This window comes from Saccharomonospora glauca K62 (assembly GCF_000243395.2).
Classification (GTDB): domain Bacteria; phylum Actinomycetota; class Actinomycetes; order Mycobacteriales; family Pseudonocardiaceae; genus Saccharomonospora; species Saccharomonospora glauca.
In genome coordinates, this window is sequence record NZ_CM001484.1 from 1,382,013 (window position 1) to 1,402,838 (window position 20,826).

Sequence of the window (20,826 nt, forward strand, 5' to 3'; positions counted from 1 at the left end):
GTCGCGCCGGCCCCTCTACGGGCCGAGAGCCGAAAGCGAGACCGAGTGGGCGCGACGCGGCACCCCGCGCCGCGCCCCGTTCTCAGCGCGTGAAGACGATCTTGCCCGAGGTGCGGCCCTCCAGCATGTCGGCGAACCCGGAGGCGGCCTCGGTCATCGGCAGTTCGGCTCCGATCCGCGGCCGGATCCCGGCGAGCTCGACGTAGGAGAGCAGGTCGGCGAGCTCGTCGCGGGTTCCCATGGTGGAGCCGACCACACGCAGCTGCAGGAAGAACACCCGCTGCAGGTCGGCGCTCGGGTCGGGGCCACTGGTGGACCCGGAGACCACGACGATGCCGCCGGGCTTCAGCGACTTCAGCGAGTGCGACCACGTGGCCTTGCCCACGGTCTCGAACACGGCGTCCACCCGCTCCGGCAGGCGGGCACCCGGCTCGAAGGTGGCGTGGGCGCCGAGCTGCTCGGCCAGCGCGCGCTTCTCCTCCGTGCGGCCGGTCACCCACACGCGGAACCCCGCGGCGCGGCCGAGCTGGACGAGCGCGGTGGCGACCCCACCGGACGCGCCCTGCACCAGCATCGTCTGGCCGGGCCGCAGCCCCGACTTCACGAACAACATGCGGTAGGCGGTCAACCACGCCGTGCCCATCGTGGCGGCTTCCGCGAACGAAAGTCCGGCGGGCTTGGGCAGCACGTTGCGGGCGGGGACCACCACACTGTCGGCGAAGGTGCCCTGGTATTTCTCCGTCAGCAACGTGCGTTTCGGGTCCAGCGTGTCATCGCCCCGCCACGCGGGGTCGTTGATGACGGAGTGCAGCACCACCTCGGTGCCGTCCTCCAGCACGCCGGCCCCGTCGCACCCGAGAATCATCGGGAACTGATCCGGCTTGATCCCCACCCCCCGCAGGGTCCAGATGTCGTGCATGTTCAGGCTGGCGGCGCGGATCGACACCCGCACCCAGCCCTCGGGCACCTCGGGGTCGGGACGCTCGCCCACGACGAGCGAGGACAACGGATCGTCGGCGTTGGGTTCCTTGGCGTAGACGGCGAACATGGCGTCAACCTACCTGGCGTACGCTCAGTTACGTGTTCGACGGAGTGGCCCGCTGGTGGGACGGCTTCGAGCTGTGGCTCGCGCAGCAGTGGTTCCCCATTCAGTTCGTGCTGGTGATCGCTGTCCTCCTACCGCTGTGTGCCGCGATGGCGTGGGTGGTGCACCGGGGAGTGGATGTGGTGGCCGACCTGCTCGCCGGGCTGCGGCGCCCCGACACCACGGAGCGTGGTGGCGGGAGGTCCGATGCTGTCTCGTAAACGAATCCGCATCGCGCTCATTGCTCTGATCGTGCTGGCGATCGTGGGATGGTTCGCACAACGGGCTTTCGGGGTTGGAAATCAAGGGGTCCTTGGGAGTAGCCTGCCGGGCGCGGAACCGGCTTCCGGGGGCGTGACGACGTGCGACGTCCTCGCGGTGCCGCAATGGGACCAGTCGAGCTTCGGAACCAGGGAGACGTTGGTGGTTCACACATCAGCCGGTATCTGCGGGACGGATGCCCCGCAGCGTGTCACGGTGGCAGTGCAGTGATGACCGTCAAGCCTAAGCTGGACTCGAAGACACTCGCCGACCAAGCGCGCGCCCGCGGCGCGTACCCGCACGTGGTGGACACGGCGGCGTATCCGGACCGGGGGAGCACGCTCGATGCCATCGCGGCGGCACTGTCGCTGCCGGAGCACTTCGGCCGCAATCTCGACACCCTGTACGACGGGCTGACCGATCTGTCGTGGCTTCCGCCGGGGGAGCATGTGCTGATCTGGCGGGCCGCCGACGTACTCAAGCGCGCCGATCTCCGGTCGTACCTCGTGGTGCACGGGGTGCTCTCCGACGCCCAGCGCGCTCTCACCCCACGTAAGGGGCAGCCGGACGGGCGTAGCCTCACGGTGGTGCTCGCCGACTGACCAACGGGCCGGGTCCACGACGTCGCTCGACGCCGTGGACCCGGACACCCCGGCGTCAGGGACGCTCGGGAACCCACCGGGGCTTGCGCTTCTCCGCGAACGCGGCGATGCCCTCCTGGCCCTCCTCGCTGGCGAAGAACCGCGCGGACAGGGCCTGCAACTTCTCGAAGGTCTCGGGCATCGTGCGGGCCGTCTCCCCCTGCAGGAGTTCCTTCGTGGCCGCGAGTGCGGCCGGCCCACCCAGGGTGAGGGAGGTGACGTAGCGGTCGACCGTGGCGTCGAGTTCGTCCGCGGGCACGGCGGCGTTGAGCAGCCCGATCTCGGCGGCACGCCGGGCGTCGAAGGTCTCACCCGTGAGGAACAGCTCGTGGGCGGCTCTGGGGTTCAGTCGGGGGAGCACGGTCACCGAGATCACGGCCGGAATGACACCGATCCGGACCTCGGTGAACGCGAACGTGGCGGTGTCGACCGCGACGGCGATGTCCGTGGCGGCGACCAGGCCCACCCCGCCGGCGCGCGCGGGACCGGCGAGCTTGGCCACGACCGGCTTCGGGCTCGTCCACAGCCGCTGGAGCAGGGCGGGGAACTCGTTGACGCCCTGCTGCCCCGCCCCGGCGCCCTTGGCCTCCTTCAGGTCCATGCCCGCACAGAAGACGGGGCCGGTGTGGTCGAGCACGATCACGCGCACCGCGTCGTCGTCGATGGCGCGCTCCAGGCTTGCGGCGAGTTCCGAGCGCAGTTGCGCGGACAGCGCGTTGCGGTTGTGCGGGGAGTCCAGGGTTATCGTGGCGACTCCAGCGGCGGCGGTGTAGTGCACCAGTTCGTCAGACATGGTGCACACCTTGGCACACCCGCGTCCCGCTGCCACCGTGTCCGCAGCCTGTGCACGCGTGTCCGCAGGTTATGTGCGGGTGTTTGCACTTACCGTACCGAGGTCGCCACACGGCGTACCGACACCGCGTACCGGAACTGCGGACACGCGTTCGAGAACTGCGGACACGCGTGCACAACCTGCGGACACGGCGTAGCGGCGCAGGACGACGTCGGCCACTCGGGTGTCGGCGCCGAGAGGGGCGGCGATCAGCACGCCCGGTTCGGCCTCGTTCGCCAGTCGCGCCACCCGGTCGGGCAGCAAACCCGGCGCGAGGAACCACGACGCGACGGCGAATCGTCGGGCACCACGGGCGCGTAACGCGACCAGCGCCGACCGCACGTCGGGCCGGGTCGCGCTCGCGAACGCCGGGGTCACCAGGCAGGCGTGCCGTTCCTGCCACTCTCGCGCGAGCTCCCCGACCACCGCGTTCGCCGAGGCGTGCGAGGACCCCACGGCCGCCAGCACGAGCCCCAGCTCGGGGTCGTCCGGGGCTGCGCCCGCCTCGGTGACGCGGTCCAGCGCCACCGCCTGCAGTGCCGGGTCGGGGCCGAGGACGGAGGCCACCGTGACCCGCAGGTGCGGCGACCGGGCGGTCACGTCGGCGACGATCGCGGGCAGGTCGACGCGGGCGTGGTAGGCGCTGCCCAGCAGCAGGGGCACCGCTACGACGTGCCGGTGCCCCTCGTCGTGCAGGCGGAGGAGCGCCTCGTCCGTCCTCGGGGACGACAGGTCGAGGAACGACTCCCGAACGTCCAGTTCCGGGGCTTTTCCGCGCAGCACGCCGACGAGGTCGCGCACGGTGGCCGCGGAGCGGGGATCACGGCTTCCGTGCGCCACCACCAGCAGCGCGGGATGTCGGTTCACCGGTGTTCGTTCGGGCTCAGCGCGGCGAAACGCTCGCCGACGAGCCCAGCGGCCAGGGTGTCGCCGCTGGCCGGGTCGATCACCAGGAACGCCCCGGTGCGGGGGCTGTCGGCGTAGTCGTCCACGGGAATCGGCTCGGCCAGTCGCAGCGACACGGCACCGATCTCGTTGAGTTCCAACGACTCGGGGGCCGGGACGGTCGACAGTGTCTGCTCGTCGAAGCGGGAGCCGAGTTCCCGGACCAACGCCTGCACGGTGCGGGTGCCGTGCTTGACGAGCACCCTGGCGCCCGGCCGCAACGACGTGCTCGACAACCAGCACAGCGTGGCGTCGAACTCGTCGGTCACGGTCGGTCGCTCCGAGGCCGACGCGATCAGGTCACCGCGCGCGATGTCGATGTCGTCGGCGAGCAGCAGGGTGATGGAGGTGCCCGCACCGGCTTCGGTGAGCGGGCCGTCCGGGGTGTCGATGCGCTCGACGGTGCTCCGCAGCCCGGCGGGGAGCACCACGACCTCGTCGCCGGGCCGCACGGTGCCCGCCGCGATCTGCCCGGCGTAGCCGCGGTAGTCGGGGTACTCCTCGGTCCGGGGCCGGATCACGTACTGCACGGGGAAGCGGAACGCGGCCTCGTGCGGGTCCGGTGCCACCGGCACGGTCTCCAGGTGCTCCAGCAGCGTCGGGCCCTGGTACCAGGGGGTGTTCTCCGAACGGGTGGCCACGTTGTCCCCGTGCAACGCCGACACGGGGATGGCCAGCACGGCCTCCTCGGCGTATCCGAGCGAGGTGGCGTGCGCGGTGAACTCCTTGGCGATGACGGAGAACGCCGAGGAGTCGTAGTTGATCAGGTCGATCTTGTTCACGGCCAGCACCAGGCGTGGCACCCCGAGCAGAGCGAGCACGGCCGCGTGGCGCTTGGTCTGCTCCACCACGCCCTTGCGGGCGTCCACGAGCAGCACGGCGAGCTGCGCCGTCGAGGCGCCCGTGACGGTGTTGCGCGTGTATTGCACGTGTCCCGGCGTGTCCGCGAGCACGAAGCTCCGCTTCGGGGTCGCGAAGTACCGGTACGCCACGTCGATCGTGATGCCCTGTTCGCGTTCGGACCGCAGTCCGTCCACCAGGAGGGAGAGGTCGGGGGTGGACAGCCCCTTGTCGACGCTCGCGCGTTGCACGGCGTCGAGCTGGTCGGCGAGTACCGACTTCGTGTCGTAGAGCAGACGCCCGACGAGTGTGGACTTCCCGTCGTCCACGCTTCCGGCGGTGGCCAGCCTCAGCAGACTCGACATTCTAGAAGTACCCCTCCCGCTTGCGGTCCTCCATGGCGGCTTCCGACAGCCGGTCGTCGGCCCTGGTGGCGCCACGCTCGGTGAGCCGGCTGGCCTGAACCTCGGCGATGACCTCGTCGACGGTGGTGGCCGTGGACTCCACGGCACCGGTGCACGAGCCGTCCCCGACGGTGCGGTACCGCACCATCAGTTCCTTGACCTCCTCGCCTTCGCGCGGCCCGCCCCACGGGCCCTCGGTGAGCCACATGCCGTCGCGGCGGAACACCTTGCGGGTGTGGGCGTAGTAGATCGCGGGAAGCTCCACGTTCTCCCGTTTGATGTAGTGCCACACGTCGGCCTCGGTCCAGTTGGACAGGGGGAAGACGCGCACGTGTTCGCCGGGGCGGTGCCTGCCGTTGTAGAGGTTCCACAGCTCCGGACGCTGCCGGCGAGGGTCCCACTGGCCGAATGCGTTGCGGAGGCTGAAGATGCGTTCCTTGGCGCGGGCGCGTTCCTCGTCGCGCCTGCCGCCCCCGAACACGGCGTCGAAGCGGTGTTCGGCAATGGTGTCGAGCAGCGGCTGGGTCTGCAGCGGGTTGCGTGTGCCGTCGGGACGCTCCTGGAGTCGTCCGTCGTCGATCCAGTCCTGCACCTTCGCGACCACGAGCCGCAGCCCGTACTTCTCCACCACGTGGTCGCGGAAGGCGATGACCTCCTCGAAGTTGTGCCCGGTGTCCACGTGCAGCAGGGGGAACGGCACCGGCGCGGGCCAGAACGCCTTGATCGCGAGGTGGACCAGCACCGTGGAGTCCTTGCCACCGGAGAACAGGATCACCGGCCGGTCGAACTCACCGGCGACTTCGCGGAAGATGTGCACCGCCTCCGATTCGAGGACGGCGAGGTGGTCCCGCGCCACGTCGGTCGCGGACTGCGCAGTCGTCATGATTCCCTTCCCTTGGTGTCGAGCCCCGGTCTCGAACCGGGCCCTTCCCGCGGAGTCGTGAACGTCAGGCGTGCAGGCCGCACTCGGTCTTCGACGTGCCCGCCCAGCGTCCGCTGCGCGGGTCGGCACCGGGAGCCACCTTCGCGGTGCAGGGGGCGCAGCCGATGGACAGGTAGCCCTCGCCGACGAGGGGGTTCTGCAGGATGCCGTGTCGCCGGATGTAGTCGTTGAACTCGTCGTCGGTCCAGGCGGCGATGGGGTTGACCTTGACGAGGCCGTTGCGCTCGTCCCACATGACGACGGGGGTGTTCGCCCGCGTCGGTGCGTCCACGCGGCGTACTCCGGTGACCCAGCAGGAGTACGACGCGAGAACCCGGCGGAGCGGCACCACCTTGCGCAGGTGGCAGCACCGGTTCGGGTCGCGTTCGTGGAGCCGCGGGCCGTACTCGGCGTCCTGCTCGGCCACGCTCTGCTCGGGTTGCGCGTTGATGATGCGCACCCGCGGGTAGACGGTGGCGACGGCGTCGCGTGTCCCGATCGTCTCGGCGAAGTGGTAGCCGGTGTCGAGGAAGAGGACGTCGATGTCGGGCTTGACCTTCGTGGCGAGGTCGATGAGGACGGCGTCCTGCATGTTGGAGGCGACGATGAGGTCGTCGCCGAACTGCTCCACCGCCCACCGCAGTGCCTCGTCGGCGCTCGCGTCCGCCAGTTTCTCGGACGCCTCGGTCGCCAGAGTCTTGAGCTCGTCCCGCGAAGCTGCTGCGGTCATCGACTTACCTCCGGTATCCGCAAACCGACGAATTGCACCGCGAAGACCCGCCGGCAGGAGCCGCATAGCCAGGCCGTGTCGTCCTCCGGTCGAAGATCCTCTTCGCCACAGTACGGACAGTGGAAGGGGGTGACACGGGTGGCGCGACCGGGTACCGACTCGCTCATGTCAGGTCCGCTTCCTCGGCCCGAGCCACCCACTGCGCGAACCGCTCACCGTCTTTGCGTTGGGCGACGTAATTGCGTATGACACGTTCCACGTAGTCCGTCAACTCGGCGGCGGTGACCTTGTGCCTCCGCAGTTTACGGCCGAATCCCGCGTCGAGGCCCAGACCACCACCGAGGTGCACCTGGAATCCTTCGACCTGCTTGCCCTCGGCGTCGGTGACGATCTGTCCCTTGAGTCCGATGTCGGCGACCTGGATGCGGGCGCACGAGTTGGGGCAGCCGTTGAGGTGCACGCTCACCGGGTGTTCGAGCTCGGACTGGACGTCGGCCAGCCGCTGTTCGAGTTCGGACACGAGTCGCCGCGCGCGGTCCTTGGTCTCGACGATCGCGAGTTTGCAGAACTCGATTCCGGTGCAGGCCATGACGCCGCGCCGCCACGGCGAGGGGGCGGTGTCGAGACCGATCTCGGCGAGTTCGGCGCGGAGACCGTCGATCTCCGAGGCGGGCACGTCGAGTACGAGCAGCTTCTGCTGCGGGGTGAGTCGCACGCGGTTGGACCCGGCTCGCTCGGCCGCCTTGGCCGCTGCGATAAGCATCGATCCGGAGGTACGGCCGGCGACGGGGGCCGCGCCGACGTAGTAGAGCCCGTCCTTCTGCCGATGCACGCCGACGTGGTCGACCGGGTGGTCGGGCACCTCGGGGGCCGGGCCGTCGCGCAGGGGACGCCCGAGGTACTCCCGCTCCAGCACCTCGCGGAACTTCTCGGCGCCCCAGTCCTTCACGAGGAACTTGAGCCGGGCACGGGAACGGAGCCTGCGGTAGCCGTAGTCGCGGAACACGCTCACCACGCCGGCCCACACGTCGGCGACCTCGTCGAGTGCCACCCACGCGCCGAGTCGGACGCCGAGCATGGGGTTGGTGGACAGCCCACCGCCCACCCACAGGTCGAAGCCGGGGCCGTGCTCGGGATGGTCGACACCGACGAACGCCACGTCGTGGATTTCGTGTGCGACGTCGGGAAGACCCGAGACGGCGGTCTTGAACTTGCGCGGAAGGTTGGCGAACTCGGGCGCCCCGAGGTAGCGGCGGCGGATCTCCTCGATCGCCGGGGTTCCGTCGATCACCTCGTCGGCGGCGATGCCCGCCACGGGCGACCCGAGAATCACGCGAGGGCTGTCGCCGCACGCCTCGACGGTGGACAGGCCGGCGGCCTCCAGCTTCTCCCAGATCGTGGGCACGTCCTCGATCCGGACCCAGTGGTACTGGATGTTCTGCCGGTCGGTGATGTCGGCCGTGTCGCGGGCGTGGGTCTGGGACAGCTCGCCGATGAGCGCGAGCTGTCCGGTGGTCAGCGCGCCGCCGTCGATGCGCACGCGCAGCATGAAGTAGCGGTCCTCGAGCTCCTCCGGTTCCAGTGTCGCCGTCCGCCCGCCGTCGATTCCGGGCCTGCGCTGGGTGTAGAGGCCGTACCAACGGAAACGCCCCCGTAGGTCGCCGGGGTCGATGGAGTCGAATCCCCGGTGGGCGTAGATGTTCTCGATCCGAGCCCTGACGTTGAGCGGGGGATCATCCTTTTTGGATCGCTCGTTGGCGTTGAGTGGTTCCCGGTAGCCGAGGGCCCACTGCCCCTCGCCACGAGGGCGTCGGGTGCGGGGGGCGCTGCCTGTCTGTGGGGCCATGTCCTGGTCCTCCGGAGCTGGTGTCGGGTCCTGGCGGGATGCGCATGACGAGTCCGTGCGGGCGGCGTCCGGTGGGAAGCCGGCCGGGCACCGGTCCTCGGCGCGCGAGCCGGGACCGCCGGGCTCGGCGATCGGTCAGCGACGGCACAGGCTGCTGTTCACTCGCAAGTAGTCGACATGGCGTCGCACCACGAGAAGCACACCTGGCGTAGTCACGGGCTCACCGTCGCACGTGCCCCGGAGCACGTCCAGGACGGTTCGCATCGTGAGAAGCGACGTCCGACGGTCCCGTCGGTGACCGGGAACACCGGGTTCGTCGCGCCCGCGATGCCGCCGACCTCGAAGAACGCGCCGGGTGCGACACTGGGGCACGTGGGTGAGTCGACAGTTCCGTTCGAGCTTCCTTCCTCCGCGCTGGACGGAGTGGGCAGCAGACCGTTCGGCGTGTACGTGCACGTGCCGTTCTGCGTGACGCGCTGCGGGTACTGCGACTTCAACACCTACACGGCGGGGGAATTGGGCACGGCCGCCTCACCCGAGTCCTGGCTCGACGGCCTCCGCCGGGAACTGGACCTCGCCGCGAAGCTGCTCGGCACGCCCCCGCCCGCCGACACGGTGTTCGTCGGGGGCGGGACCCCGTCCCTGCTCGGTGCCGACGGGTTGGGCGACGTGCTCGCCGCCGTGCGGAACTCGTTCGGGCTGACCCCGGACGCGGAGGTGACCACCGAGTCGAACCCCGAGTCCACGTCGCCGGAGTTCTTCGCCGGGTTGCGTGAAGCGGGGTACACGCGCGTGTCGCTGGGCATGCAGTCGACGGCCCCGCACGTTCTGAAGGTGCTCGACCGTGTGCACACCCCAGGCCGTCCCACGCGGGCCGCCGTCGAGGCACGGGAGGCGGGGTTCGAGCACGTGAACCTCGACCTCATCTACGGCACCCCCGGAGAACGGCCCGAGGACCTGCGGGCCTCCGTTGAGGCGGTGCTCGCCGCGGGCGTGGACCACGTCTCGGCCTACGCGTTGATCGTGGAGGAAGGCACGGCACTGGCCCGCCGGATTCGTCGCGGGGAGCTGCCCCCTCCCAACGACGACGTGCTCGCCGACGACTACGAGCTGATCGACTCGATGCTCACGGCCGCCGGGCTGCGGTGGTACGAGGTGTCCAACTGGGCGGCCTCCCCGGAGGCCAGGTGCAGGCACAACTTCGGTTACTGGCTCGGCGGCGACTGGTGGGGCGCCGGTCCCGGCGCCCACAGCCATGTCGGCGGGGTGCGGTGGTGGAACGTCAAGCATCCCGCGCGGTACTCGTCGGTGCTCGCGCGCGGGGAGCTGCCCGTGGCCGGACACGAACGGTTGACCGAGGACGACCGGCACCTGGAGCGCGTGATGCTCGAACTGCGTCTCGCGGAGGGGCTGCCGTTGGCCGCTCTCGCTCCCGACGAGGTGGAGCGGGCGCACCGTGCCGTGGCCGACGGGCTGCTGGACTCCGCCGCCGCGGCCGAGGGCCGGGCGGTGCTCACCGACCGGGGGCGGTTGCTCGCCGACGCCGTGGTGCGCCGTCTCGTGGCGTAGCCGGCCGAGGGGTCACGAGCGTCGGACGACGCGGATCGTCAACCCCGCCCCGGCGAGGCGGGTGAGCAGGGCGTCTCCCATCGCCACCGTCGGGGTGACCTGCCCCGAGGTGGCGGGCAGCTTGTCGAACGCCAGGCACAACGCCGACTCCGCGAGCATCTTGGCGGTCTCGTCGTAGCCGGGATCACCTCCGGCGAACTCGGTGACGACACGCTCGCCGCCGCCCTCGCCGACGAACCGAACGGCGAACCACGACCGCATCCGCCGTTCCTCGCTCGGGCCCTCCCCCGGCTTGCGGAGATGACCGAGGGCGTCGCGCACGGGGGCGAATCGGGCCAGGACCCCGAGCGCGCCGAGCCCGAGACCGGCCACGGCGACGGTCGGCAGTCGTTTCACCGAGGCGTAGTGCCGGTAGGTGAAGTCCGGGCCGTAGCGGTCGAGTGCGGCGGCGGAGCGCCCCACGATCTGCGGGTCGATGGTCGGCAGGGGCACCATCCAGCGCCCGGTCTCCCGGTCGCGGTACAGCGGTCCCTTCGGCAGGTGAACCCGGCGGTCGGGCGGACGCTTCTCCACCTCGCGGCGCCGTCGCGCGGCCCGCGCCATCTGTCGGCGCCGGGAGAACACCGTGAGCGCGGAGGCGTAGGTACCTCCCGAGAACTCCGCGTGGACCCGGAGCTGACCTTCCACGGTCAGCGGCACGTTCTTCGGCAGGTGCTGGACGGTGAAGTAGACGCCCAGGTCGTAGGGCACGGAGTCGAAGCCGCAGGCGTGCACCAGGCGGGCGCCGGTCGCGCGGGCCGTCTCGTGGTGCGCGAGGTACATCCGGTCGACGAACTCCGGTTCGCCGGTGAGGTCGACGTAGTCGGTGCCACTGCGGGCGCACGCCGCCACGAGTGCTTCGCCGTAGTGCAGGTAGGGGCCCACCGTGGTGATCACCACGCGGGTGGATTCGGCCAGCCGCCGCAGCGACTCGGTGTCGGCGACGTCGGCTTCGAGCAGGGGGAGCGCCGCGCAGTCCGCGTTGATCCGCGCGAGGCGGTCGCGCAGCCGTTCGAGTTTGGCGGGGCTGCGGCCCGCGAGCGCCCAGCGGCAGCTCTCCGGGGCGTGGCGGGCCAGGTACTCCGCGGTCAGTCCGCCGGTGAACCCCGTCCCACCGAAGAGAACAAGGTCGTACTCCCGCTCGGCCATGTGTCCCTCCGTGGTGTCGCCGTGTTCTATGCGTAACACGCCGTAGGCGGACATGGCCCCGGAGGTGACGAGAGTCAAGCCGGTTGGACGCGTCCGACGAGGAACGACCCGGATTGAAAGCTCGGGCACCGGGGTACCTGCTCGATCATGACCGAGAATCACGACCTCGCCCCCGAGGCGGACGTCACCGAGCAGCAGCTTCCGGCCACCGACACGGTCGACTACCCGGTCGAGCCGGACGTGCCGATCGAGGCCGACCCCGCCGATGTCGCCGAACAGGCGGCCGTGGTCCCCCATGACGAGGACGACGAGTTCCGTCCGGGTACCTGAGGTGTGAGCTTCTCGCAACCGGGGTAAACGGCCCCCACTGACGCGGTTCGTACAAGCACGGAGGTGACACCACCGATGGCCGACACGTCTCGCCTGCCCACCCCGGTCGCCGAGGTCTGGGAGTGGCAGCGACACGGCAATTGCCGGAATCTCGACAGCTCCGTGTTCTTCCATCCTGACGGAGAACGCGGTTTCGCGCGCGCCGATCGGGTCGCGAGGGCCAAGGAGATCTGCCGGACGTGCCCCGTGATCGTGCAGTGCCGGCACCACGCGCTGACGGTGCAGGAGCCGTTCGGGGTCTGGGGCGGGCTTGACGAGACCGAACGTCGCGAGGCGATCGCCCGGCGTAAGAAGCTCCAGCCGACGGCCTGACGCGTCGAGCCCCGTTCGCCGTCGGAAGGAGGCCGGAACGGTGCGGTTGGGGTACACGTTGCTCACCGAACAGGCCGGGCCTCGTGCTCTCGTGGAGCACGCGGTCCGTGCCGAGCGGGTGGGCTTCGACTTCGCGGTCATGAGCGACCACTACTCGCCGTGGCTGGACTCGCAGGGGCACGCCCCGTACGCGTGGAGTGTGCTCGGTGCGGTCGCGCAGGCCACGGACCGCGTGGAACTCATGACTTACGTGACCGCCCCGATCATGCGGTACCACCCCGCCGTGGTGGCCCAGAAGGCCGCCACCGTGCAGTTGCTGTCCGAGGGCCGGTTCCTTCTGGGGCTGGGCGCGGGGGAGAACCTCAACGAGCACGTGGTGGGCCGAGGATGGCCACCGGTCAACGTGCGCCACGACATGCTGGCCGAGGCACTGCGGATCATCAACGACCTGTTCGACGGCGGTTACACCAACTTCGACGGCGAGTACTACCGGGTCGACTCGGCGAAGTTGTGGGACCTGCCGGAGGTGCGGCCTCCCGTCGGTGTCGCGGTGTCGGGGGACCAGTCGGTGCGGCGGTTCGCCTCGCTGGCCGACGCGATGATCGCGGTGCAACCGGAGGAGCGGTTGTGTTCGTTGTGGGACGCCGAACGCGTCGCGGCGAACGCCGAGACGTCCCGCAAGATCGGCCAGCTCCCGGTGTGCTGGGACTCCGATCCGGAGGCCGCCGTGGCCCGTGCGCACGACCAGTTCCGGTGGTTCGCGGGTGGCTGGAAGGTCAACGCCGAACTGCCGGGAACGCAGGCGTTCGCGGCAGCCACGCAGTTCGTGACCCCAGCCGACGTCGCGGCCTCGATCCCGTGTGGAGCCGACGTCGAGCGAGTGGTGGACGCGGCCGAGCCGTTCTTCGCCGCGGGTTTCACCGATCTGGCGCTCGTCCAGATCGGCGGGGAGCACCAGGGTCCGTTTCTCGACGTGGCCGAGCGGGAACTGTTGTCGGCTCTGCGAGAAGCGGCACCGCGCTGAAAGGGGAGCCCGGCGCGGGGAGTCTCAGGGGAGCGCACCGGCCAACGTGCGCAGCCGGGCCAGGGCCCGGTGCTGCGAGGTACGCACGTTGGCCGGTGACAGTCCCAGTGCTCGCGCGGTCTCGCGTGTGGACAGCCCCGCGACGACGCGGAGCAGGAGGATGTCGCGTTGCCTGGTCGGTAGTTGGCGTAGCAGCCGGTTCAGCTCCCTGCCGAGTTCGGCGTTGAGCGACCTCGGTTCCGGATCGTCGCGGTCGTCGCTCGATCGTTCGGGAGGGTCGGGGGTGGGGCGACTGCGTTCGCGGGCCAGGAGCCGGAACGCGTCGGCCACCTTGTTCGAGGCGATCGCCCTCACGACGAACAGGAACGAGCCGCCGCGGTCGTGGTAGTCCGGCAGGGCCTGCAACACGGCGACGCAGATGTCCTGGGCGACGTCGTCCGCGCAGAGGTAGCCGAAGTCGCGCCTGCCCAGTTTGGCATGGCAGTACCGCGTCACGACGGGCGCGATCATGCGGGCCAACGTGTGGCGGGCCGGGATGTCGCCCTCGGCGGCGTCGCGGACCACGGGATCGATCTGCTCCACGGTCAACGTGGGGGCGGGCGGACCACCGGAGGCGGCACTGTCCATCGTCGGCTCCACGGGCGGCAAGGGAACGCCGTCGGTCCGGCAGCGGCGGCGAGCGTGCGAGAGGTCGGCCGCGACGAGGACCGGTGCGGGAGAGCGGTGCCGTGGCCACGACCGTGGGCTTCATGCTAGGTGGTGACGTGACGGCGAACCAGGGGATGCGCCGACCGATCCCGCGACCGCCGGGTGTCACCACGGCAGTGCCACGAGCGCGAGGACGGCCGCCGCCGTCACCAGGAACGCCACGGCGGCGAGAGCCGTCCTCGGCGGCGCGGGCGGGGTGACGCGGCGGAGGTCCCGGTCGCGTTTCACGCCCGCGACCGTGAGGACCACCGTGGTGAGGGCGGTGCACGCCGCGGCGGCGGTCAACGAGCTCCATCCCGTGCGTGCCGTGTGGTACAGCAACAACAACGACACCGCCCCGGCACCCAGCGCGCTGCGTTGCCAGGCTAGTCCCGTGCGTTCGGACGGCAGCCCGCGCTCCGGTTCGCCGCTCATCCCGTCACCACCAGGACGGCCGCCACCACGGTGATGACGAGCACCACCGCCGAGACGACGGGCAGCAGTGGACTGCGGGGCAGCGGCTCCCCGCGGCGCATGGCCCGTTGGATACGCCACCAGCGTGGGTAGGCGAGGGCGGACAGCAACGTGGCCAGGCCGACGCACAGCGCCGCCAGGAGTGTGCGAGCCGACTCGGTGGCCAGGCCCGGCACCAACTGGTGCACCGCGACGCCTCCGGCGACGAGCCCGAGCGAGGTACGAATCCAGGCGAGGAAGGTGCGTTCGTTGGCGAGGGTGAACCGGTAGTCCGGATCGGTTTCGTCGTGATCGGTCACGTCACCACGATGAGGGGTGCTCCGATCCGACACGGACGGTGGTCGTCGGTCACTCGGTGTCGGCGACGGCCTTCACGGCTTCGTCCACGTCGGAATGGACGGGCATCTGCGAGACGAGGCCCGTGGCCTCCAGAGGACGCAGGACCACGCGTTTGGTGGCCACGACCGCCCACGCGAGCTTGTCGTTCGTCGCCTTCTCCGACAGCTCGGCCAACACGGACAGTCCCGCGGAGCCGAGGAATCCGACACCGTCGAGGTCGATCACGAGCCCGTTGCCGGCGCTCGTGTGCTGTTCCACCCACTGCCGCAACTCCGGGGCCGACAGCAGGTCCACCTCGCCGGAGACGTGCGCCACCACCACGTCGCCCGACCGTCGTTCGGTGTCGATGCGCATGCCGTGGCTGTCCAGTGGGCGTGGCTGCGCGGCAGGCGTCGACTGGGAGGTCAGGGTGTTCGGGTCGGTGCTACGCACTGTGTTGTCCCTCCGTAGCGGTTCGGACAGGGCACACGGGCGGACGTTCGAGATCCCGGCGTGAACGAAGTGCGGGGGATGAAGTCTGCCGTGGTTCGCGGCTGCCTCGTGCCAACCGCTCTTCCCACCGTAGGAAGGCCGCCGTCCGTGGCGCAACCTTTTGCCCGTTCTGCTCACCCGGACTTTGCACAGCGTTTGAGGGGGCCACTGTCCGGGTACACCGGTACTTCTACTTCGCACTCCGCGAACACGTGACCACGCAAGGGAGGGTGCCGATGAGTGATGGCGGCGAACCAGTGACTCCGCCGCAGGACACCGGCATGCCGGACAGCGCCGAGACCGATCCGGCCGCGCTCAATAGCGCCGAGGACCTGGACGAGGATCGGCTGCGGCTCGATCCGCTCGAAGAGGGCATGGACCCGCCGGAACACTGGAGCGAGGCCGATCGCTACGGCATGACCCCGTTCGAACAGCAGCAGGGGGAATCCCTCGACGAACGCGTGCGGCAGGAGCGCCCCGACGTTCGGGAGACGGATCTCCCCGAGCGTCCCGTCGCCGCGACCCCCGACGACGAACTGGACGAGACAGTGGACGACCTCGCGGCCGACGACGTCGCGGTGGACGCCGAACCCGTGCCGCCGGACGAGGATTTCGGACGATTCGAGGGCCGGGGCGTGGGGACGGAGCGGAACGCGGACCAAGCGGACGGACCGGTGGTGAACGCCCGTACTCCCGAGGACCCGGAGGCCGGACGGTGAGTTCGGCGGGTGCGGAAGTGCGAGGGCTCGCCGAACGCCTCGTGAAGGTCGTTCGACGTGACGACGTGGAAGGACTGTCCGCGTTGCTCACACGTGTCGTCAGCCCTCCCGACGACCGCCTCTACGAGCCCGTGCTCGCGGAGCTCGTGACAGCGGTGGTGAGGGAGCTCCGGCGAGACGACGCGGACGAGGGACAGCCGCGGGGAACCTACACCGCCGACCTGGTGGACGCGGACCACAACGACGTCCCCATCGACGAGGTCGACCCGGCTCTTCGCGCGGTGCTGCGTGCCGTGCTGGCGCAGCTCAACGGCGACGTCGACGACGCACGGTTCCAACTCTCGCTGGTGGCCGCCGACCCGGAGCCGCTCGCCCGGCTCGACGCGCTGTGGCACGCCCTGCTGTGGGTCAGTGTGCTCGACGACTCGGCCACCGACCGCGGGGCCGACCCGAACTGACGGCGACGACGCTCGGGGCGAGGGGTTTCACGTGGTGCGTCACGAGGGAGCGCGGAACTACCTACCTCGGGAGCGGAGCCTGTCGGCGTTGCGTGAGGCGGCGAGGGGATGCCGGGGTTGCGACCTCTACGCCGACGCGACCCAGACGGTCTTCGGAGAGGGACCGGAGCATGCCCGGATCGTCATGGTGGGCGAGGTTCCCGGCGATCGAGAGGATCGCGAGGGGGCACCGTTCGTCGGCCCCGCGGGCGGATTGCTCGATCGCGCCCTCGCCGAGGCCGGTATCGACCGGGACACCGTGTATCTGACCAACGCCGTCAAACACTTCCGTTTCGACACCAAAGGCGGCAGGCGCGTCCACAAGACACCGACTCGGTCGCAGACCGTGGCGTGCAAGCCGTGGTTGATGGCCGAACTGGACGCCGTCCGGCCCGAATTGGTGGTCGCCCTCGGTGCCACGGCGGCGCAGTCCTTGTTCGGCCCGGACTTCCGGGTGAGTTCCCGGCGCGGACAGGTGCTGGAACTACCGGAGATCGACGACCCACCGCTCGCCGTCGCGACCGTGCACCCGTCGGCCGTGCTCCGAGCCCGAGACGCCGATCGCGAACGCGCGTACGCCGCGTTCGTCGCCGACCTCACCACGGCGGCGCGAGCACTGTGACCGCCGCGGGAGTCCGGCCGCTCGGCGCGGGGGCGGCGAATCGGCGCGAATGCCCCTACGGTGGGAGTGGCAGCTGTACTCCAATGAAGGGAACACCGACATGCTCGCCATGACCGACGCTGCCGCCGAGGCGATCAACGTTCTGACCGCCCAGGACGGGCAGGACTCCGCCGGGCTGAGGTTCGCGCTGCGGGAGGAGACGGAGGAAGGGGCACAGCTCGCGTTGTCGATCGCCTCGGAGCCCGAAGCGGGCGACCAGGTTCTCGGCACGGACAGCGGTGCCAGGGTCTTCCTCGAACCCCAGGCCGCGACGTTCCTCGACGACAAGGTGCTCGACATCCAGCAGGACGAGGAGGGTCAGCTCAACTTCGCCGTGATGCTGCAGCAGGGTTGATCCGTTTGGTCGTCGGTCATCGGTGGTACGTCGCTTCCGAGCACACCGGACAGGGGCGACCACCGATGACCCGCCGGGCCGGCGGGCGAGCGAGGGAGACGCCATGAAGGCCGTGACCTGGCAGGGGAAACGCGACGTTCGGGTGGAGGAAGTACCCGACCCGAAGATCGAGAAGCCCACCGACGCGGTGATCAGGGTGACCTCGACGGGCATCTGCGGGTCCGACCTCCACCTCTACGAGGTACTCGGTGCCTTCCTCGACCCCGGCGACATCCTCGGCCACGAACCGATGGGGGTCGTCGAGGAGGTCGGCAGCGAGGTCGAGAACCTCAAACCGGGCGACCGGGTGGTCGTGCCTTTCAACGTCTCGTGTGGACATTGCTTCTACTGTGACCGGAACTTGTACTCGCAGTGCGAGACCACCCAGGTCACCGAACACGGCAAGGGTGCCGCGCTGCTGGGGTACACCAAGCTCTACGGGCAGGTTCCCGGTGGTCAGGCCGAGCGGCTGCGCGTGCCCTTCGCGAACTTCGGACCCATCAAGGTGCCGGAAGGGCCGCCCGACGAGCGGTTCCTCTACCTGTCCGACGTGGTGCCCACCTCCTGGCAGGCCGTGGAGTACGCCGACATCCCCGTCGGGGGTTCCGTTCTGGTCCTGGGGCTCGGGCCGATCGGGCAGATGTGCGCGCGAATCGCCTTCCACCGGGGCGCCGGCAGGGTGCTCGGCGTCGATCTCGTGGACGAGCGCCTCGACATGGCGCGCAGGTACGGCGTCGACACGATCGACCTGCGGGAGCACAAGCACGTGGCCGAGGCGGTGCGCGACCGCACCGACGGTCGGGGCACCGACTCGGTGATCGACGCCGTGGGCATGGAGGCGCACGGTGCGCCGGTGACGGGGCTGGCCCAGCAGCTGGCGACGCTGTTGCCCGCTCCGCTGGCCGCCAAGGCCGTGGAGAAGATGGGGATCGACCGGCTGGCCGCGCTCCATACGGCCATCGACGCCGTTCGCCGCGGCGGCACGATCTCATTGTCCGGTGTGTACGGTGGCATGGTCGACCCGTTGCCGATGATGACCTTGTTCGACAAGCAGATCCAGCTCCGCATGGGACAGGCGAACGTGCGTGCCTGGGTCGACGACATCATGCCGTTGCTCACCGGCGACGGCGACCCGTTGGGCGTCGAGGACCTCGCCACCCATCACCTGCCGCTGACGGAGGCGCCGGGGGCCTACGAGATGTTCCAGAAGAAGCGCGACGGCGCTATCAAGATCGTGCTTCAGCCGTAGGCCCGCATCGAGCGGACGACCGAGGCCGTCGCGGCGCGCAGCAGCTCGGCCGCTCGCCGTAGGGCGTCCTCGCTCGACACCGCGTCGTCCACGAGGGCGCGCCAGGCCGTGATCCCCGCCGTGGTGAGGTCGTCCGGGGGCAACACGATGCGGCCCGCGACGGCGGCCACCGGCACCCCGGCTCGCCGGGCGAGTTCGGCGACCCCGGCCGGGGCCTTCCCGGCCAGGCTCTGTGCGTCCAGGGAACCCTCGCCGGTGATGACGAGGTCGGCTCCCCGGACGGCGTCGGCGACTCCCGTGACGGCGGCGACCAGCTCGAAGCCCGACTCGACCTCGGCGCCCAGGGCGATGGCGGCTCCGGCGACGCCGCCTCCCGCCCCCGCGCCGGGGACCTCGGTGATCTCGCGGGCACCCGCGCGGGTGAGCGCGTCCGCCCAGGCGCGCAGGCCCGCTTCGAGGTGTCGCACTTCCGCGGCACCCGCGCCCTTCTGGGGGCCGAACACCGCCGCGGCTCCGTAGGGACCCAACAGCGGGTTGGTGACGTCGGTCGCCACCTTGAGATCGACGCCGGTGAGCAGCCGTCGTACCTCGGTGAGGTCCACGGTCGCCACCGAGGTCAACGCTCCGCCTCCCAGCTCCACCGGATTGCCTCGCGCGTCGTGGATCGTCGCGCCGAGCGCACGCAGCATGCCCGCGCCGCCGTCGGTGCTCGCCGTGCCGCCCACCGTCAGCACCACGCCGTGGGCGCCGTGTTCGACGGCGTGCCGGACGAGTTGGCCGACGCCGTGGGTGTGGGCGCGCAGTGCCGTCCGCGGGTCCGGGTCGACGTACTCGATCCCGCAGGCACGGGCCGATTCCACGTAGGCCCGGTCGTCGAGGACCACGTAGTGCGCGGCGACCGGTTCCGACAGCGGACCGGTGACCTCGACGTCGATCCTGCGGCCGCCCGCGGCGAGCAGGACGTCGAGGGTGCCCTCACCACCGTCGGCGACGGGGCAGCGGTCGACGCGGGCGTCGACGACGTCGCGGACCCCCGCCGCCATGGCCTCGGCTGCCTCGACCGCGGTGAGGCTGCCCTTGAACTTGTCCGGGGCGACGACCACGCGCACGGTCAGCTCCGCACCGGAGTCGGGGGTTCCTCGCCGCGCAGCACGGCGACGGCGTTGCGTGCGGCGAGCACGGCCATCGCCGTGCGGGTCTCCGTGGTGGCCGATCCCAGGTGCGGGGTGAGGGCCACGTTCTCCAGTTCCAGGAGCGCGGGATGGACCTCGGGTTCCTTTTCGAACACGTCGAGTCCCGCGCCCGCGATCACGCCCCGCGCGAGGGCCTCGGCGAGGGCCTCCTCGTCCACCACGGGGCCTCGGGTGGTGTTGATCAGAAACGCGGTGGGCTTCATCGAAGCGAGCGCGTCGGCGTCGATGAGGTGTCGCGTCTGCGGGGTGAGCGGGCAGTGCAGTGAGACCACGTCGGAGGAACGCAGCAGTTCCTCCAGGGGCAGGTACCGGGCCGACAGTTCTCGTTCGACGTCCTCGGCGGCACGGCGGCGTCCGGTGTAGACGATGTCCATGCCGAAGGCCCGTGCCCGGCGGGCGACGGCCGTGCCGATCTGGCCGAGTCCCACGATGCCGAGTGTCTTGCCCTGCAGGCCGGTGCCGAGCAGGAAGCCGAGGTGGAACTGCCACGGTTTGCGGTCGCGCAGCAGCCGCTCGCCCTCCCCGAGTCTGCGGGTCACCGACAGCAGCAGACCGAAGGCCAGGTCGGCGGTCGCGTCCGTGAGGACTCCGGGGGTGTTGGTGACGACGACGTCGCGGGCGTGCAGCGCCGGAACGTCGATGTTGTCGTAGCCGACGGCGATGGTGGAGACCACCTTCAGCTGGGGGCCCGCCGCGTCGGCGAAGGCTCCGTCCACCCGGTCCTGCAGCGTGCTCACCACCGCGTCGGCGCCCGCGACGGCGGCGTGCAGTTCCTCGGTGGACAGCAGGTGGTCGGGTTCGGGAAGCCACACCTGTCCCGCCTCGCGCAGCAGCTCCAGGGCGGGCTCGGGGATCTTCCTGGTCACCACGATCCGGGGTTTCACGTCGCGGTCGTCCTCTCCCTGTGGTGGGCGGGCAATGCCGGTTGCACCTTAACGGGATCGGCCGTTCTTGACGACGCTGATACGTTCACATGCAGAACTTTTGTGCGTAATGCGAACGAAGTGGTGGCATGAGCGGCACGTTGAGCGGCACCGCACTGCGGTGGGAGTGGCTGATGTGCCGGAGCCCGTATCCGAGACGGCGGCGACGGAACCACCGGGACCGCGGAGGCCGCCCGTACCGCGCCGAGGCGCGAACGGCAGCCGACCAGA

At 70.4% G+C, this 20,826-nt stretch carries 26 protein-coding genes; 11 read left to right on the forward strand and 15 right to left on the reverse strand.

The window, feature by feature from the left end:
• Window positions 1-82: 82 nt before the first annotated feature.
• Complete coding sequence (locus tag SACGLDRAFT_RS06635; RefSeq protein WP_005462929.1) at window positions 83-1,048, reverse strand: zinc-binding dehydrogenase; 966 nt, start codon at window positions 1,046-1,048, stop codon at window positions 83-85.
• Window positions 1,049-1,080: 32 nt separating this feature from the next.
• Between SACGLDRAFT_RS06635 and SACGLDRAFT_RS06640 the strand changes: the two genes are divergently transcribed.
• Window positions 1,081-1,305, forward strand: coding sequence for a hypothetical protein (locus SACGLDRAFT_RS06640; RefSeq protein WP_005462931.1), 225 nt, complete (start codon window positions 1,081-1,083; stop codon window positions 1,303-1,305).
• Window positions 1,306-1,575: 270 nt separating this feature from the next.
• A complete protein-coding gene (locus tag SACGLDRAFT_RS06645; RefSeq protein WP_005462934.1) occupies window positions 1,576-1,947 on the forward strand; it encodes a barstar family protein in 372 nt (123 codons plus the stop codon).
• 55 nt (window positions 1,948-2,002) lie between these two features.
• On the opposite strand, the gene SACGLDRAFT_RS06650 is transcribed toward SACGLDRAFT_RS06645, so the two are convergent.
• From SACGLDRAFT_RS06650 to SACGLDRAFT_RS06675, 7 genes are all read right to left on the reverse strand, one after another.
• Complete coding sequence (locus tag SACGLDRAFT_RS06650; protein WP_005462935.1) at window positions 2,003-2,779, reverse strand: enoyl-CoA hydratase family protein; 777 nt, start codon at window positions 2,777-2,779, stop codon at window positions 2,003-2,005.
• A 69-nt stretch (window positions 2,780-2,848) separates the two neighbouring features.
• Window positions 2,849-3,685 (reverse strand): sirohydrochlorin chelatase, encoded by an 837-nt coding sequence (locus tag SACGLDRAFT_RS06655; RefSeq protein ID WP_005462937.1) that lies wholly within the window; start codon window positions 3,683-3,685, stop codon window positions 2,849-2,851.
• The gene (locus SACGLDRAFT_RS06660) at window positions 3,682-4,968 is read right to left on the reverse strand and encodes a sulfate adenylyltransferase subunit 1 (RefSeq protein ID WP_005462938.1); all 1,287 of its coding nucleotides are present in this window, start codon (window positions 4,966-4,968) and stop codon (window positions 3,682-3,684) included. Before SACGLDRAFT_RS06660 ends, SACGLDRAFT_RS06655 begins: the two co-directional genes overlap by 4 nt.
• Before the next feature lies 1 nt (window position 4,969).
• Window positions 4,970-5,890 (reverse strand): sulfate adenylyltransferase subunit CysD, encoded by a 921-nt coding sequence (gene cysD, locus SACGLDRAFT_RS06665; protein ID WP_005462939.1) that lies wholly within the window; start codon window positions 5,888-5,890, stop codon window positions 4,970-4,972.
• Between the two features lie 64 nt (window positions 5,891-5,954).
• Window positions 5,955-6,659: a phosphoadenylyl-sulfate reductase gene (locus SACGLDRAFT_RS06670; protein WP_005462940.1), complete on the reverse strand. Its 705-nt coding sequence runs from the start codon at window positions 6,657-6,659 to the stop codon at window positions 5,955-5,957.
• On the reverse strand, window positions 6,656-6,826 hold the full coding sequence (locus tag SACGLDRAFT_RS22655) for a hypothetical protein (RefSeq protein WP_005462941.1): 171 nt from the start codon (window positions 6,824-6,826) through the stop codon (window positions 6,656-6,658). The genes SACGLDRAFT_RS06670 and SACGLDRAFT_RS22655 overlap by 4 nt, the downstream gene beginning before the upstream one ends.
• The gene (locus SACGLDRAFT_RS06675) at window positions 6,823-8,505 is read right to left on the reverse strand and encodes a nitrite/sulfite reductase (protein WP_005462943.1); all 1,683 of its coding nucleotides are present in this window, start codon (window positions 8,503-8,505) and stop codon (window positions 6,823-6,825) included. Before SACGLDRAFT_RS06675 ends, SACGLDRAFT_RS22655 begins: the two co-directional genes overlap by 4 nt.
• Window positions 8,506-8,832: 327 nt before the next feature.
• Here SACGLDRAFT_RS06675 and hemW point away from each other — a divergent pair, with 327 nt between their 5' ends.
• Window positions 8,833-10,074 carry a radical SAM family heme chaperone HemW gene (gene hemW, locus SACGLDRAFT_RS06680; RefSeq protein ID WP_051036244.1) on the forward strand — a complete coding sequence of 414 codons (1,242 nt, stop codon included), beginning with the start codon at window positions 8,833-8,835 and terminating at the stop codon, window positions 10,072-10,074.
• 12 nt (window positions 10,075-10,086) lie between these two features.
• Here the strand turns inward: hemW and SACGLDRAFT_RS06685 are convergent, their stop codons facing one another.
• The gene (locus tag SACGLDRAFT_RS06685; RefSeq protein ID WP_040919662.1) at window positions 10,087-11,262 is read right to left on the reverse strand and encodes a saccharopine dehydrogenase family protein; all 1,176 of its coding nucleotides are present in this window, start codon (window positions 11,260-11,262) and stop codon (window positions 10,087-10,089) included.
• Between the two features lie 147 nt (window positions 11,263-11,409).
• Here SACGLDRAFT_RS06685 and SACGLDRAFT_RS06690 point away from each other — a divergent pair, with 147 nt between their 5' ends.
• From SACGLDRAFT_RS06690 to SACGLDRAFT_RS06700, 3 genes are all read left to right on the forward strand, one after another.
• A complete protein-coding gene (locus SACGLDRAFT_RS06690) occupies window positions 11,410-11,592 on the forward strand; it encodes a hypothetical protein (RefSeq protein ID WP_005462955.1) in 183 nt (60 codons plus the stop codon).
• 75 nt (window positions 11,593-11,667) lie between these two features.
• Entirely contained in the window at window positions 11,668-11,964 is a 297-nt protein-coding gene (locus SACGLDRAFT_RS06695; RefSeq protein ID WP_005444655.1) for a WhiB family transcriptional regulator, read from the forward strand.
• 40 nt (window positions 11,965-12,004) lie between these two features.
• Window positions 12,005-12,988, forward strand: a complete 984-nt coding sequence (locus SACGLDRAFT_RS06700) for a TIGR03557 family F420-dependent LLM class oxidoreductase (RefSeq protein ID WP_005462957.1) — start codon at window positions 12,005-12,007, stop codon at window positions 12,986-12,988.
• A gap of 24 nt (window positions 12,989-13,012) precedes the next feature.
• Here SACGLDRAFT_RS06700 and SACGLDRAFT_RS06705 read toward each other — a convergent pair whose 3' ends face one another.
• From SACGLDRAFT_RS06705 to SACGLDRAFT_RS06720, 4 genes are all read right to left on the reverse strand, one after another.
• The gene (locus SACGLDRAFT_RS06705; RefSeq protein WP_005462959.1) at window positions 13,013-13,615 is read right to left on the reverse strand and encodes a sigma-70 family RNA polymerase sigma factor; all 603 of its coding nucleotides are present in this window, start codon (window positions 13,613-13,615) and stop codon (window positions 13,013-13,015) included.
• A gap of 186 nt (window positions 13,616-13,801) precedes the next feature.
• The gene (locus tag SACGLDRAFT_RS06710; RefSeq protein ID WP_005462961.1) at window positions 13,802-14,110 is read right to left on the reverse strand and encodes a DUF202 domain-containing protein; all 309 of its coding nucleotides are present in this window, start codon (window positions 14,108-14,110) and stop codon (window positions 13,802-13,804) included.
• A complete protein-coding gene (locus SACGLDRAFT_RS06715; RefSeq protein WP_005462962.1) occupies window positions 14,107-14,448 on the reverse strand; it encodes a YidH family protein in 342 nt (113 codons plus the stop codon). Before SACGLDRAFT_RS06715 ends, SACGLDRAFT_RS06710 begins: the two co-directional genes overlap by 4 nt.
• A 49-nt stretch (window positions 14,449-14,497) precedes the next feature.
• Entirely contained in the window at window positions 14,498-14,920 is a 423-nt protein-coding gene (locus tag SACGLDRAFT_RS06720) for an STAS domain-containing protein (RefSeq protein WP_005462969.1), read from the reverse strand.
• Between the two features lie 275 nt (window positions 14,921-15,195).
• Between SACGLDRAFT_RS06720 and SACGLDRAFT_RS06725 the strand changes: the two genes are divergently transcribed.
• From SACGLDRAFT_RS06725 to SACGLDRAFT_RS06745, 5 genes are all read left to right on the forward strand, one after another.
• Entirely contained in the window at window positions 15,196-15,678 is a 483-nt protein-coding gene (locus tag SACGLDRAFT_RS06725; RefSeq protein WP_005462970.1) for a hypothetical protein, read from the forward strand.
• On the forward strand, window positions 15,675-16,136 hold the full coding sequence (locus SACGLDRAFT_RS06730; RefSeq protein ID WP_005462971.1) for a hypothetical protein: 462 nt from the start codon (window positions 15,675-15,677) through the stop codon (window positions 16,134-16,136). The genes SACGLDRAFT_RS06725 and SACGLDRAFT_RS06730 overlap by 4 nt, the downstream gene beginning before the upstream one ends.
• Before the next feature lie 31 nt (window positions 16,137-16,167).
• Window positions 16,168-16,797 (forward strand): UdgX family uracil-DNA binding protein, encoded by a 630-nt coding sequence (locus tag SACGLDRAFT_RS06735; protein ID WP_005462972.1) that lies wholly within the window; start codon window positions 16,168-16,170, stop codon window positions 16,795-16,797.
• Between the two features lie 100 nt (window positions 16,798-16,897).
• The gene (locus SACGLDRAFT_RS06740) at window positions 16,898-17,191 is read left to right on the forward strand and encodes an iron-sulfur cluster biosynthesis family protein (RefSeq protein ID WP_040919664.1); all 294 of its coding nucleotides are present in this window, start codon (window positions 16,898-16,900) and stop codon (window positions 17,189-17,191) included.
• Between the two features lie 103 nt (window positions 17,192-17,294).
• Entirely contained in the window at window positions 17,295-18,479 is a 1,185-nt protein-coding gene (locus SACGLDRAFT_RS06745) for a zinc-dependent alcohol dehydrogenase (protein WP_005462974.1), read from the forward strand.
• On the opposite strand, the gene SACGLDRAFT_RS06750 is transcribed toward SACGLDRAFT_RS06745, so the two are convergent.
• Entirely contained in the window at window positions 18,470-19,588 is a 1,119-nt protein-coding gene (locus SACGLDRAFT_RS06750) for a glycerate kinase (RefSeq protein WP_005462978.1), read from the reverse strand. The genes SACGLDRAFT_RS06745 and SACGLDRAFT_RS06750 overlap by 10 nt on opposite strands.
• Before the next feature lie 2 nt (window positions 19,589-19,590).
• Entirely contained in the window at window positions 19,591-20,556 is a 966-nt protein-coding gene (locus tag SACGLDRAFT_RS06755) for a 2-hydroxyacid dehydrogenase (protein WP_005462980.1), read from the reverse strand.
• Window positions 20,557-20,826: the final 270 nt, after the last annotated feature.

What these genes read in the sequence shown, in the direction of transcription:
- SACGLDRAFT_RS06745 (WP_005462974.1), top strand. Translation starts at nt 17,295, where the DNA reads ATGAAGGCCGTGACCTGGCAGGGGAAACGCGACGTTCGGGTGGAGGAA.
- SACGLDRAFT_RS06710 (WP_005462961.1), bottom strand. Translation starts at nt 14,110, where the DNA reads ATGAGCGGCGAACCGGAGCGCGGGCTGCCGTCCGAACGCACGGGACTA.
- SACGLDRAFT_RS06740 (WP_040919664.1), top strand. Translation starts at nt 16,898, where the DNA reads ATGCTCGCCATGACCGACGCTGCCGCCGAGGCGATCAACGTTCTGACC.
- SACGLDRAFT_RS06635 (WP_005462929.1), bottom strand. Translation starts at nt 1,048, where the DNA reads ATGTTCGCCGTCTACGCCAAGGAACCCAACGCCGACGATCCGTTGTCC.
- SACGLDRAFT_RS06645 (WP_005462934.1), top strand. Translation starts at nt 1,576, where the DNA reads ATGACCGTCAAGCCTAAGCTGGACTCGAAGACACTCGCCGACCAAGCG.
- SACGLDRAFT_RS06690 (WP_005462955.1), top strand. Translation starts at nt 11,410, where the DNA reads ATGACCGAGAATCACGACCTCGCCCCCGAGGCGGACGTCACCGAGCAG.
- hemW (WP_051036244.1), top strand. Translation starts at nt 8,833, where the DNA reads ATGCCGCCGACCTCGAAGAACGCGCCGGGTGCGACACTGGGGCACGTG.
- SACGLDRAFT_RS06670 (WP_005462940.1), bottom strand. Translation starts at nt 6,659, where the DNA reads ATGACCGCAGCAGCTTCGCGGGACGAGCTCAAGACTCTGGCGACCGAG.
- SACGLDRAFT_RS06660 (WP_005462938.1), bottom strand. Translation starts at nt 4,968, where the DNA reads ATGTCGAGTCTGCTGAGGCTGGCCACCGCCGGAAGCGTGGACGACGGG.
- SACGLDRAFT_RS06650 (WP_005462935.1), bottom strand. Translation starts at nt 2,779, where the DNA reads ATGTCTGACGAACTGGTGCACTACACCGCCGCCGCTGGAGTCGCCACG.
- SACGLDRAFT_RS06725 (WP_005462970.1), top strand. Translation starts at nt 15,196, where the DNA reads ATGAGTGATGGCGGCGAACCAGTGACTCCGCCGCAGGACACCGGCATG.
- SACGLDRAFT_RS06685 (WP_040919662.1), bottom strand. Translation starts at nt 11,262, where the DNA reads ATGGCCGAGCGGGAGTACGACCTTGTTCTCTTCGGTGGGACGGGGTTC.
- SACGLDRAFT_RS06705 (WP_005462959.1), bottom strand. Translation starts at nt 13,615, where the DNA reads ATGGACAGTGCCGCCTCCGGTGGTCCGCCCGCCCCCACGTTGACCGTG.
- SACGLDRAFT_RS06695 (WP_005444655.1), top strand. Translation starts at nt 11,668, where the DNA reads ATGGCCGACACGTCTCGCCTGCCCACCCCGGTCGCCGAGGTCTGGGAG.
- SACGLDRAFT_RS22655 (WP_005462941.1), bottom strand. Translation starts at nt 6,826, where the DNA reads ATGAGCGAGTCGGTACCCGGTCGCGCCACCCGTGTCACCCCCTTCCAC.
- SACGLDRAFT_RS06675 (WP_005462943.1), bottom strand. Translation starts at nt 8,505, where the DNA reads ATGGCCCCACAGACAGGCAGCGCCCCCCGCACCCGACGCCCTCGTGGC.
- cysD (WP_005462939.1), bottom strand. Translation starts at nt 5,890, where the DNA reads ATGACGACTGCGCAGTCCGCGACCGACGTGGCGCGGGACCACCTCGCC.